General features: G+C 35.2%; 22 protein-coding genes. 5 read left to right on the forward strand and 17 right to left on the reverse strand.

Translation table 11 applies throughout. The features are described from left to right. Positions 1-11: 11 nt before the first annotated feature. The 5 genes from ACJ69_RS23280 to ACJ69_RS23300 all read right to left on the reverse strand — a co-directional run bounded on the left by ACJ69_RS23280 (position 12) and on the right by ACJ69_RS23300 (position 5,326). Complete coding sequence (locus tag ACJ69_RS23280) at positions 12-659, reverse strand: hypothetical protein (protein WP_059347876.1); 648 nt, start codon at positions 657-659, stop codon at positions 12-14. Between the two features lie 145 nt (positions 660-804). After that, positions 805-1,986: a DUF3800 domain-containing protein gene (locus ACJ69_RS23285; RefSeq protein ID WP_059347877.1), complete on the reverse strand. Its 1,182-nt coding sequence runs from the start codon at positions 1,984-1,986 to the stop codon at positions 805-807. A 106-nt stretch (positions 1,987-2,092) separates the two neighbouring features. Further along, a complete protein-coding gene (locus tag ACJ69_RS23290) occupies positions 2,093-2,380 on the reverse strand; it encodes a hypothetical protein (RefSeq protein WP_059347878.1) in 288 nt (95 codons plus the stop codon). A gap of 61 nt (positions 2,381-2,441) precedes the next feature. After that, positions 2,442-3,011: a hypothetical protein gene (locus ACJ69_RS23295; protein WP_001570834.1), complete on the reverse strand. Its 570-nt coding sequence runs from the start codon at positions 3,009-3,011 to the stop codon at positions 2,442-2,444. 95 nt (positions 3,012-3,106) lie between these two features. Beyond that, positions 3,107-5,326: a DotA/TraY family protein gene (locus tag ACJ69_RS23300; RefSeq protein ID WP_059347879.1), complete on the reverse strand. Its 2,220-nt coding sequence runs from the start codon at positions 5,324-5,326 to the stop codon at positions 3,107-3,109. A gap of 166 nt (positions 5,327-5,492) precedes the next feature. Here ACJ69_RS23300 and ACJ69_RS23305 point away from each other — a divergent pair, with 166 nt between their 5' ends. The 4 genes from ACJ69_RS23305 to ACJ69_RS23320 all read left to right on the forward strand — a co-directional run bounded on the left by ACJ69_RS23305 (position 5,493) and on the right by ACJ69_RS23320 (position 7,545). After that, positions 5,493-6,038, forward strand: coding sequence for a hypothetical protein (locus ACJ69_RS23305; protein ID WP_059347880.1), 546 nt, complete (start codon positions 5,493-5,495; stop codon positions 6,036-6,038). Positions 6,039-6,049: 11 nt separating this feature from the next. Continuing rightward, positions 6,050-6,532: a hypothetical protein gene (locus tag ACJ69_RS23310; protein WP_059347881.1), complete on the forward strand. Its 483-nt coding sequence runs from the start codon at positions 6,050-6,052 to the stop codon at positions 6,530-6,532. Next, positions 6,522-7,010 carry a hypothetical protein gene (locus tag ACJ69_RS23315; protein ID WP_054829980.1) on the forward strand — a complete coding sequence of 163 codons (489 nt, stop codon included), beginning with the start codon at positions 6,522-6,524 and terminating at the stop codon, positions 7,008-7,010. The genes ACJ69_RS23310 and ACJ69_RS23315 overlap by 11 nt, the downstream gene beginning before the upstream one ends. An 88-nt stretch (positions 7,011-7,098) precedes the next feature. After that, on the forward strand, positions 7,099-7,545 hold the full coding sequence (locus tag ACJ69_RS23320) for an H-NS family nucleoid-associated regulatory protein (RefSeq protein WP_045351267.1): 447 nt from the start codon (positions 7,099-7,101) through the stop codon (positions 7,543-7,545). A gap of 56 nt (positions 7,546-7,601) precedes the next feature. On the opposite strand, the gene ACJ69_RS23325 is transcribed toward ACJ69_RS23320, so the two are convergent. The 9 genes from ACJ69_RS23325 to ACJ69_RS23360 form a co-directional block, all read right to left on the reverse strand. Next, positions 7,602-7,796, reverse strand: coding sequence for a hypothetical protein (locus ACJ69_RS23325; protein WP_059347882.1), 195 nt, complete (start codon positions 7,794-7,796; stop codon positions 7,602-7,604). Between the two features lie 16 nt (positions 7,797-7,812). Next, positions 7,813-8,352: a type 4 pilus major pilin gene (locus tag ACJ69_RS23330; protein WP_032445848.1), complete on the reverse strand. Its 540-nt coding sequence runs from the start codon at positions 8,350-8,352 to the stop codon at positions 7,813-7,815. 15 nt (positions 8,353-8,367) lie between these two features. Next, on the reverse strand, positions 8,368-8,925 hold the full coding sequence (locus ACJ69_RS23335; protein WP_059347883.1) for a type 4 pilus major pilin: 558 nt from the start codon (positions 8,923-8,925) through the stop codon (positions 8,368-8,370). 2 nt (positions 8,926-8,927) lie between these two features. Then, positions 8,928-9,239: a hypothetical protein gene (locus tag ACJ69_RS23340; protein ID WP_048242340.1), complete on the reverse strand. Its 312-nt coding sequence runs from the start codon at positions 9,237-9,239 to the stop codon at positions 8,928-8,930. 1 nt (position 9,240) lies between these two features. After that, a complete protein-coding gene (locus ACJ69_RS25895) occupies positions 9,241-9,363 on the reverse strand; it encodes a hypothetical protein (protein ID WP_262926459.1) in 123 nt (40 codons plus the stop codon). 11 nt (positions 9,364-9,374) lie between these two features. Continuing rightward, on the reverse strand, positions 9,375-9,737 hold the full coding sequence (locus ACJ69_RS23345) for a hypothetical protein (protein WP_232248316.1): 363 nt from the start codon (positions 9,735-9,737) through the stop codon (positions 9,375-9,377). Positions 9,738-9,906: 169 nt separating this feature from the next. Further along, complete coding sequence (locus ACJ69_RS23350; protein WP_054829977.1) at positions 9,907-10,218, reverse strand: hypothetical protein; 312 nt, start codon at positions 10,216-10,218, stop codon at positions 9,907-9,909. Next, positions 10,215-10,424, reverse strand: a complete 210-nt coding sequence (locus tag ACJ69_RS23355; RefSeq protein WP_054829978.1) for a hypothetical protein — start codon at positions 10,422-10,424, stop codon at positions 10,215-10,217. The genes ACJ69_RS23350 and ACJ69_RS23355 overlap by 4 nt, the downstream gene beginning before the upstream one ends. Before the next feature lie 10 nt (positions 10,425-10,434). Beyond that, positions 10,435-10,962, reverse strand: coding sequence for an ankyrin repeat domain-containing protein (locus ACJ69_RS23360; protein ID WP_059347886.1), 528 nt, complete (start codon positions 10,960-10,962; stop codon positions 10,435-10,437). A 332-nt stretch (positions 10,963-11,294) separates the two neighbouring features. Here ACJ69_RS23360 and ACJ69_RS23365 point away from each other — a divergent pair, with 332 nt between their 5' ends. After that, on the forward strand, positions 11,295-11,951 hold the full coding sequence (locus tag ACJ69_RS23365) for a hypothetical protein (protein ID WP_059347887.1): 657 nt from the start codon (positions 11,295-11,297) through the stop codon (positions 11,949-11,951). An 11-nt stretch (positions 11,952-11,962) separates the two neighbouring features. Here the strand turns inward: ACJ69_RS23365 and ACJ69_RS25545 are convergent, their stop codons facing one another. Genes ACJ69_RS25545 through ACJ69_RS23375 form a run of 3 tightly spaced genes read right to left on the reverse strand, consistent with a single transcriptional unit; the run spans position 11,963 to position 12,659 of the window. Continuing rightward, on the reverse strand, positions 11,963-12,169 hold the full coding sequence (locus ACJ69_RS25545) for a hypothetical protein (protein ID WP_162184628.1): 207 nt from the start codon (positions 12,167-12,169) through the stop codon (positions 11,963-11,965). After that, positions 12,120-12,395 (reverse strand): type II toxin-antitoxin system YafQ family toxin, encoded by a 276-nt coding sequence (locus ACJ69_RS23370; RefSeq protein WP_004150484.1) that lies wholly within the window; start codon positions 12,393-12,395, stop codon positions 12,120-12,122. The genes ACJ69_RS25545 and ACJ69_RS23370 overlap by 50 nt, the downstream gene beginning before the upstream one ends. A 3-nt stretch (positions 12,396-12,398) precedes the next feature. Beyond that, positions 12,399-12,659, reverse strand: coding sequence for a type II toxin-antitoxin system RelB/DinJ family antitoxin (locus tag ACJ69_RS23375; RefSeq protein WP_001570852.1), 261 nt, complete (start codon positions 12,657-12,659; stop codon positions 12,399-12,401). Between the last annotated feature and the right edge of the window lie 1,018 nt (positions 12,660-13,677).

Genomic DNA, 13,677 nt, shown 5'->3' on the forward strand with positions numbered 1-13,677 from the left:
CGCCCCCTTTTTTATGCTCTGTATGATGATCTTGATTTTTGTTCTGGTTCATCTATCTCTAATGCCGCCTCTGCTTCAAGGGTCTGGATATTTGATTGTGCGGATTTTAAACCATCACTTAATGTAGGCTGATCACCGCCATATTCACCATCCCATGCTATAAAACGGAATCCCTCATCAGAATTTAAAGATTTAGAAGGATTATGATTTTTATTAGATTCTATTGAAAAAACAAGCTCACCATTACTATCACTTAATGACGCATATTCTCTATCGGTATCAATTGAAATCTCGCCATTTGATAATCTTCTATTCAAATCAGAAAGTTCAGGATCGGTTTTTATAGTATCTTCTATTTCTTTTGCGGCAAGTTCATGTGATAAATCATCAGATAAAGCCTTGTAATCTTCCTCTGTATAGTTAGATATATCAATCTTCTTATTGCCAAGATCAAGAACTAAATCACCTGTTGTTTCATCAGAAGTGTATTTAGATGTGGATGGAGTGGATTTTATTATACCTTCAGCATTATCATGGAACATTTGAAAATAGGTTTTATCATCATCATAATATTCTTGCTTGCTGTTATATTCTTTTGTTTGTAATGCTGCGTTTTCTAAAACATCATTAATGCTAACTAATTTATACTGTTTACCCATAATGATTCTCCTTTTGTTATATGGTCTTTAAATTACAACATATATTCAATGAAAATCAAATTAAATTGAGATATTAATTAATAAAACAAGACAAACGGTATAGGTAAACACAAAATAAAAGGGGCGTTAAGCCCCTACATAGTTTTTATGGTTCATCCGGGTAAGTAAATGCTTTATGTTTTTCATGCTCTAAAGCTGACATGACATAATGTAATAATGTTGGATTGTTATCATGGGATTTGTTTATCAGGAGCCGTAAAAACTCCATATTTAATCTTTGTTTATCGTTAAGGCTGTTTCTGTCATTTTTAATCTGTTCATAGCTGTTGCTATTGAGGTAATCAAAATAGTGCTGCATAAAGCCAGCCACAACATCACTCACTTGAACCAGAGGATTTAGCTTTGAATCAGCGAAAGAGTAATTAAGCGTTAGATTAGGGTTGGCCTTTGCTGCATCTTCAAGATCTGCTTCCACTACTTTCTCTATGTCAAAGATATGACTGGAAGCCTCGAACATTTGCGCCCGGTTCTGGTAGAACATAGCAAAACCATCAACAAGGCGGTTGTCGTCGTCTGCAGGCGGTTCATCTCTAATATCCATAGTGAGTGTCATATCATCTATGTTTTGGTCAGAGCAGGCCATCAGGAGCTGCAGGAGGCCATGAGCTAACCGGAGCTGGAAATCATCTTTATTGGTAGCTGTATAGAGGTTTACGCAATGAGTGGAGATCTGGCTTGATAGCCCTTGTATGAAATCCTTCTCCCGCCCCTCGATGTATGGGAAGTCATAGGACTTTAGGAACTGGATGAAGGGAACCTTGTTAGCCTTAACGTAGGTGTGTAGAGCGTCCTTGTTTGCCAACATGTAGCCATAGAGCTGTTCATCACTCATTTCCGGGATGAAGCCCTTCTCACGTCCAAACAGGATACAATCATCAATGATGTCCACGTATCCCCAGTACTCCATATTCAGGTGGAAATAGTGTAGGTATAGATCACCATAGAGAAGCCACTCAAAGAACGCTGTGAGCTTCTTAGACGTGAGCATAGTCAGGAAGTCGCCTTTGGCTAAGTGTTTCAGCTTGAACTCTTTGGCGTTGGCTTGTAGCTGTATGCGCTGGCGTAAATCATCAAAGTCAGCACTCGATGAGGAACCAGTATGAGCAACACCGGCTAACACGAAGTTTACGCTGTTGTGCTTGTCTGGATCATGGTCAATATTATAACCATCAATTTGTTTGGAAAGATATAGTTTACGAACGTTATTAGATTCATCGTAATAGAATTGATAGCTTTTGTTTTGCTGCGGGAAAGGATTCATACACATCACTTTTTTTGTGGGTTATGAACCATATATAACAATGTAGGATCTGGAAGTCTATAAACAAAAAACCCGCACAAGGCGGGCTTCTTTAAGAGAGAGAGGATTTGATTTAGAACCAGCCTAAATCGAAAATCTTGTTGAATACACTCAATAAAGAAATGAGAGTCATACCATATGTTAACAACACGCCAATCAAAAGTGGAAAACCAACTAACTTAGCGAAAACAGCATTATTAGTGCTTACATGCTGGAACTTACCAGATTGAGATACCTTGCCAAAAGGTAAAACAACCAAAAAGGTGAAAGCTAAAGATAAAACTACGTTAAACAAAAAGTATGGAATACCATAAAAGGTATGGCTTAACGCTTGTGCTGTATGGATGTATAAATCAATCATTTTAAAAACCCTCTCTCGTTGTGTTGAATAAATAATATCGTACAGTTTTATAGATATCAAATTATTTTTTTATAATCTTTTTACCCTTTGGGTAGAATTGAGCAGGAACGCTTTTTTTCCCACTTTTCACCTTAACGCCCTCATACATTACATTTGGAAAAAGGCTGTGTATGGATTTAAATACATCTAATTTTCTGTCGAATGAACGTGTTTTAAAACAATGACAGTAAACAGCGTAATGAAAATACATAGTAAGGATTACAAAGGAAAAAACAGCACCTGAAGCAACACTGATAGCCTCAGCACCTTTCAAGTAAAAATGAAAAGTTAAGGCGAAACCTAACAATGAAAAGATTAGATTAACCCATGCATATAACGCTGTAGCACGTATGTTATCCTCAAGTATCTCTTCATTTATATCTTTAAGCGCATACCATGTATCGAATGAGTTTACTTCATGCTCAAACTTCCCTTGTGCTCTTAAAAGAGAATGTAAAATATATTTTCCAAATAGATATACTGGATAGAATGGCAAAACAATTAACTTACCAGAAAAAATAAATGGAAATGAAACAACTTTAACAACTTTTTTTAATGCGCTATTCTTTTTATAATCTTCAATTTTATTCATAATGAATCTCCTTTTAATAATGTATATAATTTTATATACAATTTAATTATTATCTTGTCAAAATAAAAAGCCTCAATTTAGAGGCTTTTTGTTATTTATTTTTTATCAATGTCAAAGTCATTTATATCCTGACCACTATCACCTTTAGAATTATCTTGAGGGGTGTTCTGTGTAGTATCAGTGTTTGATGAGCTTTCTTCATTACGTCCTTGAGTAGCTTTTGGAACATTATTACCAGTTAGATCATTATTATTTCCTGAGTATTTAGGTTGCTGATGTTTATGTTGCATCAAATTAGCTAATACCCCTGAACCAATCGCAGCGGCTCCGATACCTTTAGACATTGCTGATTCAGTTTGTCCAGATACCATCCCAAGAACTGCAGAAGATGCTCCACCGATCCATTTAAAAATAGTATCAGGTATTATATAAAGGAGTTTAAGACACATAACCTGCATTGTGATCATTACTGATGTATATATTATAATCATCGTCAAGAATTTGTTGATACCAAGCAAACCACCTTCTGTATTACTCGCTGCGGTGAAGAAAGTTGAGTTGAGCAAATCAAACATTATAGTTGTTATTACATATGAACCTGCTAACCCTATCATATTCATCGTAGGTCTTAGTAAAACACTTAACGCAAGCATATATCCTTGCCCTTGCTTACCAACAACACCATCCTGATCCGGGAAGAGTAAAGCAACAGCAAGTAGTGTAGAACCAGCTAATGCTTCGAATATTAATATGTAATATGCGCCTACACAAAAGAATCCAATCATGTAAGGAAGCATTGGGTTTACGAATGTGAGAACATCACCAACATTAATCATTGTTGACAATATTTTATTTAACATCGGTGATAATATTATTGCTGCGGTCTGAATGCCATCGCCTACAAATGGAATACTACCACCTGCAACCGCCCCGCCCGTCACAAGTATATATGCCGCTTCTGCGGATAGTATCATCCTTGAACCTATATTTACAGAAACTGTTAGTGGCATTAAACTTGATGTTTTAGATTCATCTTGAGAGTTGATTATAGCCATATTACCACCGATAGCACTAATAACTTTCTGATAAGCGCCATCATCACTTTTAGAGGAATCTTTCATACTTGAATTATACTTGTTAGCAGTAGCTAATAATGTTTGCAATCTCTTTAAAGTCGCTAAAGAAGAAGGAGGGAATTGTTGATTAAAATACACATCCTCATCACCTCTATAATTCATTGTGCTCGTAGGGTATCTATTAACAGCAGCGTTTGCATCTGAAATAGCATTAGCAATTCTCGCATAATATGTATAGCTATAAGTCCAACCTTTTTCAGTCATTCTATCAACCTCATCTTGCGATAAAGCATCTTTCATTACTTTTTCTGCTGAAGCCTGAACATAGGCACTATATGCGTTAACCATTAAGTCTATTTGTTTATTGATAGCTTCGGCATTTTGTAAAGGAGCATCAACAAGATAATCTGCATACTGCTTAGCACCTAACACTAAAATATCATTAGCTTTTATTTGTGCTTCTTGAACTGCTTTAGCAATTTTACCTGTATCTATGATAGCATTTTCTGATTTGAAGTTCTTTTCATCAATAAGTTTAAGAACTGAACTTCCACACAAATCTATACCGCCACCCAACGAAGGATCACCATCTCCGGGGATACCGAATCTATAACCAACTAATTCATCCGTAGAAAAGCGTGTTCCACTCATTAAAGTATATAACTGTCCCCATCTTGAGGCATCGTTAGCTTTTTTAGCGTATCTATTATAAACGTTAACACATGCAGCGGAATATAAGGTGTTCATAACGTTCTGACGTATCAATATTTTATTATCAACAGATATGTATGTATTATCAGTAATTAAGGAGGGAGCTAAAGCATTCCATGTTTCATTTCCCCATTGATTGCCTTGAAGGGCTAACCATAAGATAATAGCCTGAACACAGTTGTATCCTCCAGTCGTGACGGGAAGTAAAAGTGTTGGGGCTATTGCAGTACGAATTGGAAGCCAAGCAGAAGACCACTTTTTACCTAACATTTCACCATCGTGAGCTGTAGACATGGTTCCAACGATAAGCGTATATGCAAGTATAATACCACCGACTAACATAACTTTATTTGAAAAAACTTGTAAAACGGTTCCTGTTATATTTGTAGCGTAGGGGTTCCAATACTTAACTACATTCTTACTTACTTCATCTGTGCCGCCAGTCAAACCGAATAGGTCAACTCCGGCAAACGCTGGAGTTATAAAACAACCCAGCAATATTAATAAAAACAAATTTATCTTTTTCATAATCTCTCCATTTTATTTATTTGGTTTTGTATCCTTATAACGGTTATTAGGCTTACAATTAAATAGATACATCAAAATTAAATATAGTCAAGATGTGTATAATATTATTGACAAATTATTTTTAATAAGTTAATTAGTTAATTGATAATTATAAAAGGAGAGCACGATGAATTATTATATGGTTAAACCATTTCGAATAGGAATGATAGAAAAAGATATAAATGTGAAAGAGTCAGATCAGTATGTGATTATTGATTTAATTAGTTCTGAAGAACTACTTTATTGTGAAGATAACTGTTTTTTGATAACACCTGAACTATTGTTAGATCTAAAGGAAAACAATCTGACCAATGTTAACGTAGTAAAACCTAAAAATATGAAGTTTAGCATTCAACATAACATGGATTATCCAAATAAAAGAATGCGCGACTGGTATAGGTTGATCCCTTTCAAATATGATCAATCAAAAAATCAAGAGATGTTTCTCGACCAAAACGACAACCTTATTGTAAATGAACGAATTTTCAACATACTGAAAAAGCATAGAATCATAAGAGCAAAGTATACTGAATTTCATATAGATGAGGCTAAAGACTTTGAAAAAGAAATTGATGAACAACCAGTATTAAAAAAGGACATAAAAAACAGCTATAGAGACTTGTTAGTTTTTGTAGTAATCATACTAACGGTTGCATACATATTTTTTAAATAAGAGGCTGAAATATGAATATTAAAATCAATGATGGTATTACAGGCGAGATCTTAGTGTTAAATCAAACAACGTTTAACAATGATGTGGATACTATACAGTTAAGAATGACACCAGAGTTTTTAGCCCTTATCAAAAGACATTGTTCCGGTGCTATTGATGTGTCTATATCAGCTTTATTAGATTATGGAATCAAAAAAATATTAGATGAAAATATTTCAATCTCAATACAACAAATTGAGAAAGAAATCGTAATTGAATCAGTAAAGCGTGATAGTAGCATTATTCCATTTACTACAGTTAACTATAGAGCATCGAGAAAAGACACACGCCCTGTATTCGTGAGATTATGTAAAGATCTAAAATATAGGTTAAAAGAAATATCTCCGACTAAATATACTCTTTCCGCAATTGGTATAATAAAGTATTCGATTGATACCTTGCTTAAAAACAATCAGTGCCTGATAATAAAAAGTGAGGTTGTTTATGAAAAATAAAAACATTGAATTTATACTTAATACTATTCTTTTTGCTAAGTTTCTTTTATATCAGGATGAGTTCACAAATGAAGAGCTTGAACGTGGTGAAGATGTTCGAAACATAAAAGAGCTTTTCGTATTTAAAAATAAAGAATGGATTAATGATATTAATACAATAAGAATAAAGGATATTAACCAAGATATTCATATATCATCAACATACATCATGTCATTAGATGGAGTGGGTTATTATGCTTTTTCTAATAAGTCAGAAGATGAGTTATACCAATATTTAGTTAATAACCTTTGCGATCATTATATCGCTGTAAGTGAAATGTCATTGGAAGACATAGAAGGAGCTTTAGAGGCAATCGAAGAAGATTTGTTTGATATATACCGAAGTAATCTATCTTTAGCCAACAAAATGATTTTAGATGTTTCAAACAGATTTAAAATAAAACCTGATTTGAAAAGACCATTACTCACCATCGTTTAAAAAGGGCTGTTAAGCCCCTTTTATATTGTTCACTGTTTTATGATGTGCTATGTTTACCTTCTAACTTAAATGTTGAAAAGGATAAAACATGAGCGCATTAGGGCATTTTAATAACATTCGCACTATCAGAAAAGAAGCCCATGAGATGGGCTATGACACCTTCCTTGAGTTCGCTGAAAAGGTTCAAACCGTTAAGGATGAGTTCCTAAAAGAAGCAGAAGAGGAAAAAGCGAAACAGGCACTGGTAGAAGAGAAGCTTAAGGCTACTACCGAACTTCTCCAGTCCGAGGGCTTTGAAGTAAGCCTTGAGGCCGTCAGAGCGCTTCTGTTAGGTCAAATTGATACACCTGCCCCTACTGGCAAGGGTAAAGGTGGTAAAGGCGTTAAACGTGGTTCTGTTGAGCCAAAATATGCGTTCACTGTAGAAGGTGAAGAACAGACGTGGACAGGCCGTGGACGTATGCCGTTAGCGCTGAAAGAATTGATTGAGAAGGGCGAAGAGCTGGAAAGCTTCCTGATCAAGAAAGAAGACTAAAAACAATACCAACACCAGAAAATAAAAGCCCCTCGATAGGGGCTTTTATTTTGGATTCACTCATTGGCATCTTTCTTAAGTTTTTTTACTGCTTTGAATGCCTGATATAACGCTGTTAACGTTCCTGCTATGAACATCAATCCTGCATTTGAATACTCTGGATTAAAAGCAGTCCATACAATAGCTCCACAACCAGTGAATACCAATGCTATATAAGTCCATGCATCTATAACTAAGTTTGTTCTATTCATAATTTATTCCTCTCTATTATTTGTCGTAAAAGTATATTGTGACGGGTCTACCGCCATAACCATCATCATTGTTGATACAGGCCGCTGTAAGTGTTGCCATGTTGAGATCCATACCGTTATCAGTGTTCTTCACCTCTGTAGACGCTACAACTATCTTGAAGAAGCTTGAACCAGCCTGAGTGACGAACTTGGCACAGGCATCTACAGACACGTTCTCAAACCCTATGTAAAAGCTACCGTCATAGTAGGGTTCTATGAGAACGTTAGCGTTCCAGCTATCCCATATCTGGCCTTCATCTACTAAGTCTTCCGGCACTAACTTAGCCTTGATAACAGCATCTACTGAAAGCCCGGTGTAGTTTGCTGATCCTGCGTATAGGTTTTTAATCCCTGCGTTAAGTGTTCCTAAAATCTTTATGTCATTATCTATTTTTTGTCCTGCGCTTATTTTTGGGTAAATCATGAAAACACCCACTATCAACGCTGATATAATCCCAAATACTAATAACATTTCTAATAATGAGAATCCTTTTTTTCTGTTTAATGTTTTAATCATGTTGTTAACTCCACTTTATATGATTGAAGAAAATATGATCGTAGAGTTATCTTCTGAAAAACATGCTGCTGATGTAGCGCCAATATCTATGTTTTTACCTTCCTCCAGATTTTTTACTTGCGTTGAACCATTGCTATTATAAACATCTATGATAACGAAGTTTCCTGATACTGCTGCTATGAGTTTAGAACAGTCAGAAGCCGGAACGGCGTCATAGATAATATTATATTTACCATGATTACCTGAATACTCTACTGATACATTCCCTTTCCACTCATTGATGAGTTTACCATCTTGGATCATGTTATCAGGGGCGTTCTTGGAAGCTATGAAACTATCAGTATTCAAGTCCGATATTTTAGCCCTTCCACCATAAAGCGATTTAACACCTGCTTGGATAGCTGTTAAGTTTCTGCTTTCTCTATCGAGTCTTTGTGAACCCTGAACTTTTGGAAATATCATAAATGCTGCTACAATCAATGCCGCTATAACACCTAACACCAATAATAACTCTAATAATGAAAATCCTTTCTTACTCTTTCTATCTTTTAATAATCTGAAACTATTTATCATAATCATTCTCCTTTGTTGTTTTGCTTGATGGTTTTACCATCATAGATACTGCCATCTTTTTTAAATATAAACGTAATAAACAAACCTATAAGAAATACAACACCTCCAACTCCTGTAATTACAGTCATCTTAGCAATTACGTCTGTATTGAAATCGAAACCTAAAAAACCACCAAATAAAACACTGAAAGAACCGTATGTAATCATCCATATTCCTAATCTCATTATGACCATTGAGAATTCTCTAAGTTTTTTTCCGTTTTTGCTCTCAGTGTCATAAAGACTTCTAAAGAAACAATTTAATTTATCCATCATATTAACCTCTACTTGTTTGATTGTTATTTTCTCTCTGTTTGTAAATGATACCGCCATCATTCAAAAACTCTTTTATAAACTCAGACCATGTTTCAGCTTCCTTTTCTCTTGTATCTGTTCCCATAACTACCTCCTTTAAATATTCCAGTGTATATCTGCCTTAAAATTTTCCTTTGGTTCATTCACATAGGCTTTAAACGCTATAACAGCTATGGCCTGATTGATGTAGCCGGATAACCTGTATGCTGCCTTAATCTGATTGAAACCGTGTTTAACGGCATCAGGAATTATTTTGCGTCTACCTAAGCGTTCTATCAGGGATAAGATACCTTCTGCTCTCTCTCCTTCAATTAACGCCGCTTTTGCTATAAACTCATTACCATTATGTAAACCCAACTTCTTTAACTCTCTTGTTATGTCTTTTTTCATTTTTTTTCTCCGTTTTCTTTCGGCACTCCAACTATTAAAAACAGAAGAGGCAATGTAAATATAAACCATGATCCTAACATCCCCCCTACATCATCTTTACTGGCTGCTGAATCATTACCCATCAATCCCAAAATAAATATCATGGTAAGTAATATGTAAGTTATCATTATTCCCGTTTTGATATGGCTTTTGATTCTGTCAGGAATCTTAAAACCTATAGGTTTTAACCTTTTTTCATTTACAAACTCCTTTTCTTATTTGATCTTTTTAATCTTTTTCTATCATGGTTGGCTTTACTTATATCTTCATTATTAGACTCCACATCAGGATAAAAATCTAATAGCTCTACTATTAATTTTATTGCCAGAATGACAAAATTATATGTTGCTATTACACATCCAAATATTACAAATGGTGCTAATACAGAGCCAATCCAACTATGATTTATCTTGAAATCATCGCTTAAGCTTAAAGCGGTAATGAAGCCAAAAGCCATCAAACACAACCCCAACATCATATCTATTAAATTTCCCTTTATTACGTTCATCATAATTTACCCCTTACGTTTTGATTAGTTCCAAACTCATTTGATATTTCATTCCTGTATGCGACTATCGTTAATAGCCCAACCACAACAGAAGCTATCCAGTAGCTAAGAGTGTTTTCAACCTTCAACATACTTAGAAAGCCAATAACAGCACATATATTAAAAATCATCATTCCTGCGATATTGAAAACAAACTTAGCCTTTTTCATTTCTTTCTCCTTATGCTGCGTATCTTTTTTGTTCTTTATGACTTATTTCTATCCCGGCATCCATTAAAACACTCATCATGTTTCTGTCATTTAATAAGTGAGCGTAATATAAAGCAGTATGACCAAGTTTAGATTTATTGTTTATGTTTATACCTGATTTGATTAGCATCCTTGCTTTGGAAGTATCAGCGGTGTATAGCGCATTCATGTTATTGTTGTTTACTGCGTTAATGTCAGCGCCTTTATTCAATAACAACCATGTGCTATTAAAATCACTAAAGAACAATGCTGTATTACCGAAGTTATCCTTATGGTTTACGTCTATGCCAGCTTTTATTAAAAGTTCAGCTATTTCAAAACTTGCCCCGAACAAAGCTGTTTTACCATTTTCATCTGTAGTGTTTATTTCAGAAGTTCCAGCAAAGTGAATGTAAGACTTAACAGTTTCAACGTCATTAGAAAATAGCATTCTGTTTCTGCTTGAGAATATACCTCTGTTTCTTATACTCTGTATTCTTGTATTTAAAGTGTTTTTCATAATGTTTATTCCTTATATTTAAATGTTTATAGTTAAGTTATATTCGATTTTAAATATAAGTCAATCTATATTGAGAAAATAAATTAAAATAAATTTGACTTTTATTTATATTAATTGGATATTGATTAAGAGAGTTAAGTATATTAACTATTCATTCATAATGTTTCTGTTTATTTGTTTTCGGTTAGTGTTATTAAAGCGTCCTTCGGGGCGCTTTTCTTTTATATATACTCCGTTCGTCGGAACATAAACAAAAAGTATAATATATATTTGATTTTTACTTTATATTAAAGTATCTATTAACTATAACCAAACAAAAAAAGGAAAACATTATGAATATATTTAATAGCTTTAAAACAATCAAAGAAAAAATCTCCGTTAAATACTCCAAGAACAAAGAGTGGGTCGAGGTATATTTAATATTAGCATTAATAGCTGCTGTTTCGTTTGCATCTCGATTTCCAAGTCAAACACATGAAGATAACATAAAGCCTACAGTAAGTATTGAACAGCCTTTAGTAGTTTCTTATCCTCATATAAACGAAAACAACTACGAAGAAAAACTAAAAACATATCTTGAAGATTTCTACCCTACCTTAGATAAAATAGAAGATTTGAATCTCAAAAAAGGCATAGAACAATCTAATAATGAATACCTTAAAATCCATACTGATATAGAATCATTAAGAATGAAAAGACTTTTTTGCGATAGTTTATTTAAAACAAAAAACGTCATTGCTTGTTATCATACTTATGATGGAATCGATAGTGAACTTTCTCTAAAAGTTCAGGAATGGGTTAATCATAGAATAGATCTTGCTAAAGAATGGTATTTAATAGATAAAGATGAAAAGTTTGATATTAACTACGTTGTCATAAGAGGTGATTTTAAAGGATACTATCTCGGTGTTAAGAGTGAACCTGAACCAAAAATGTTTTCAACATTAACAGGTTTAATTGGAAGTATGGTTGAAAAGTTATACAAATAAAAAAAGCCCCATTAAGGGGCTTTAGTTTTTCCATCTTCTTTAGTCTTATCAGGTTTAGGGAGTCTGGTTATCCGGGAAGGTTTCAATTCACCTTTCGAGATTTTTACGGCTTCCTCTGCTGACTTCAACAACTCTTCAAAGAACTTGCTCATAATGATTACCGATCCATCAAAACAGGTCTGAATGTGTTCCGGTTCGCTCAAAGCGTAGGACTTCATCAGTTATCTTGTAGATGAGTAGCCAGTCCGGTTCTATGTGAGCATCCCTATAGCCTTTGTAGTTCCCCTGTAGAGGGTGATCTTTGTAGACTTGAGGCAATGGCAAGGCATCATTGATTAACAGCGTCATAAGGGCTTTAAGCTTGCTCATGTCTTTATGACGTTTCTGAGCCTTCTTCACATCTTTCTGGAACTGGCCTGAGTATTCAATCGTCCTTGTGGTCATTTATCAGATACCAAGCTGATTAAACAGATCATCAGCATCTTTAGCTGTATGAACGTCTACGCCTTTCTCACTGTTAGCGATGGTATTAGCAGTAAGCTCATTAGGAACACGCATATCGAACGGCAGAGCCTTTTCTTTGGCTACCTTAGTCAGAGTGATACGAACCAGATCGGAAACGGTTAAGCCCATTCCGGCAAGCACTACTGCAGCTTCATTTTTCAGTGTTTCATCTATACGAGCACGAACAAATGCATTTGCGGCCATTTTGGAAACCTCCTTTTGGTTAATGGTTATACTGTAGCTCATGTGAGCAACAAAAACAAGCGGTATATACTGATATAGACTATACTCGCTGTGTTGAAATCTGGCGTAGAACTAAGGTAATCAGGCACATCAGGGAGAAAGTAGAAGTATAACCAAAAGGCGAGTTTTACCTTATGCCGGAGCTGGAACCATAATGGCAGACCAGAAGATAACAGAGTATAGATTAGTATAATATAGTCTATACTCTTTGTTTTTGGTAGGGCGTTAGCCCTTCAGCACCTTTCCGGCCTTTACCAGTTCCTTTATGGTGGCTTCTGAAAGGATGGCATCATGAGGAAGGGCAGAGTAGATGTTTCCAACTTTCCAGTGTCCGGGCTGTTCGGTTGGTTTCAGGATCACAACTGGTTCAGAGTCTTGCCCCTTTTCATAAATCCAGATTGCTTCCTGTTAGCGTTGGATTGATAATATTGTAGCTCAAATGAACCACAACTAGCAATTACAATATAGACTATACTAATCTATACTACTGTTAATTTGAGATCAGGTATCAAATAGGGTATGGGTTACTATGGGTTTTAGATAGATACCCATAAACCCAAACCAACAAAACCCAAAACCCTTAATTGCTTCCAACACCGCCATTAGCTACACTGTTCTACCTCGATCCTGTCCACCATACAAATCTGTCCACCTTGCTTATTGGACTACTGGACAAGCAAATGGACAGTTTTAAACCCTAATTAGCTGTTGTCCACTGGACAGATCAACGTGTCCACTATACCAAATGGACAGATTGCAAGAGATAAAGCCTTATATATCAAGGCTTTGCGGCTAGCGTCCACTTTGTCCAGTCTGTCCACCCACTACCAGACACACATACTGGACAGCCAAAAAATATAGCTGTCCACTTTGTCCAGCCTGTCCACCCACATAAAAATAACCAACCGGATCATATATGGATCGCTAATATGGGTTATGGGTTGGCGCTATGGGTTGGGTTCTATACTCCCCTAATTTC

Source organism: Enterobacter asburiae, from assembly GCF_001521715.1.
GTDB lineage: Bacteria > Pseudomonadota > Gammaproteobacteria > Enterobacterales > Enterobacteriaceae > Enterobacter > Enterobacter asburiae.

Excerpts from the sequence above, each read along its gene's own strand:
- ACJ69_RS23320 (WP_045351267.1), top strand. The coding sequence starts at position 7,099 with ATGAGCGCATTAGGGCATTTTAATAACATTCGCACTATCAGAAAAGAA.
- ACJ69_RS23315 (WP_054829980.1), top strand. The coding sequence starts at position 6,522 with ATGAAAAATAAAAACATTGAATTTATACTTAATACTATTCTTTTTGCT.
- ACJ69_RS23295 (WP_001570834.1), bottom strand. The coding sequence starts at position 3,011 with ATGAATAAAATTGAAGATTATAAAAAGAATAGCGCATTAAAAAAAGTT.
- ACJ69_RS23280 (WP_059347876.1), bottom strand. The coding sequence starts at position 659 with ATGGGTAAACAGTATAAATTAGTTAGCATTAATGATGTTTTAGAAAAC.
- ACJ69_RS23310 (WP_059347881.1), top strand. The coding sequence starts at position 6,050 with ATGAATATTAAAATCAATGATGGTATTACAGGCGAGATCTTAGTGTTA.
- ACJ69_RS23330 (WP_032445848.1), bottom strand. The coding sequence starts at position 8,352 with ATGATTAAAACATTAAACAGAAAAAAAGGATTCTCATTATTAGAAATG.
- ACJ69_RS23375 (WP_001570852.1), bottom strand. The coding sequence starts at position 12,659 with ATGGCCGCAAATGCATTTGTTCGTGCTCGTATAGATGAAACACTGAAA.
- ACJ69_RS23340 (WP_048242340.1), bottom strand. The coding sequence starts at position 9,239 with ATGATGGATAAATTAAATTGTTTCTTTAGAAGTCTTTATGACACTGAG.
- ACJ69_RS23300 (WP_059347879.1), bottom strand. The coding sequence starts at position 5,326 with ATGAAAAAGATAAATTTGTTTTTATTAATATTGCTGGGTTGTTTTATA.
- ACJ69_RS23360 (WP_059347886.1), bottom strand. The coding sequence starts at position 10,962 with ATGAAAAACACTTTAAATACAAGAATACAGAGTATAAGAAACAGAGGT.
- ACJ69_RS23355 (WP_054829978.1), bottom strand. The coding sequence starts at position 10,424 with ATGAAAAAGGCTAAGTTTGTTTTCAATATCGCAGGAATGATGATTTTT.
- ACJ69_RS23350 (WP_054829977.1), bottom strand. The coding sequence starts at position 10,218 with ATGATGAACGTAATAAAGGGAAATTTAATAGATATGATGTTGGGGTTG.
- ACJ69_RS23335 (WP_059347883.1), bottom strand. The coding sequence starts at position 8,925 with ATGATAAATAGTTTCAGATTATTAAAAGATAGAAAGAGTAAGAAAGGA.
- ACJ69_RS23345 (WP_232248316.1), bottom strand. The coding sequence starts at position 9,737 with ATGGTTTATATTTACATTGCCTCTTCTGTTTTTAATAGTTGGAGTGCC.
- ACJ69_RS23370 (WP_004150484.1), bottom strand. The coding sequence starts at position 12,395 with ATGACCACAAGGACGATTGAATACTCAGGCCAGTTCCAGAAAGATGTG.
- ACJ69_RS23290 (WP_059347878.1), bottom strand. The coding sequence starts at position 2,380 with ATGATTGATTTATACATCCATACAGCACAAGCGTTAAGCCATACCTTT.
- ACJ69_RS25545 (WP_162184628.1), bottom strand. The coding sequence starts at position 12,169 with ATGAAGTCCTACGCTTTGAGCGAACCGGAACACATTCAGACCTGTTTT.
- ACJ69_RS23285 (WP_059347877.1), bottom strand. The coding sequence starts at position 1,986 with ATGTGTATGAATCCTTTCCCGCAGCAAAACAAAAGCTATCAATTCTAT.
- ACJ69_RS23325 (WP_059347882.1), bottom strand. The coding sequence starts at position 7,796 with ATGAATAGAACAAACTTAGTTATAGATGCATGGACTTATATAGCATTG.
- ACJ69_RS25895 (WP_262926459.1), bottom strand. The coding sequence starts at position 9,363 with ATGGGAACAGATACAAGAGAAAAGGAAGCTGAAACATGGTCTGAGTTT.
- ACJ69_RS23305 (WP_059347880.1), top strand. The coding sequence starts at position 5,493 with ATGAATTATTATATGGTTAAACCATTTCGAATAGGAATGATAGAAAAA.
- ACJ69_RS23365 (WP_059347887.1), top strand. The coding sequence starts at position 11,295 with ATGAATATATTTAATAGCTTTAAAACAATCAAAGAAAAAATCTCCGTT.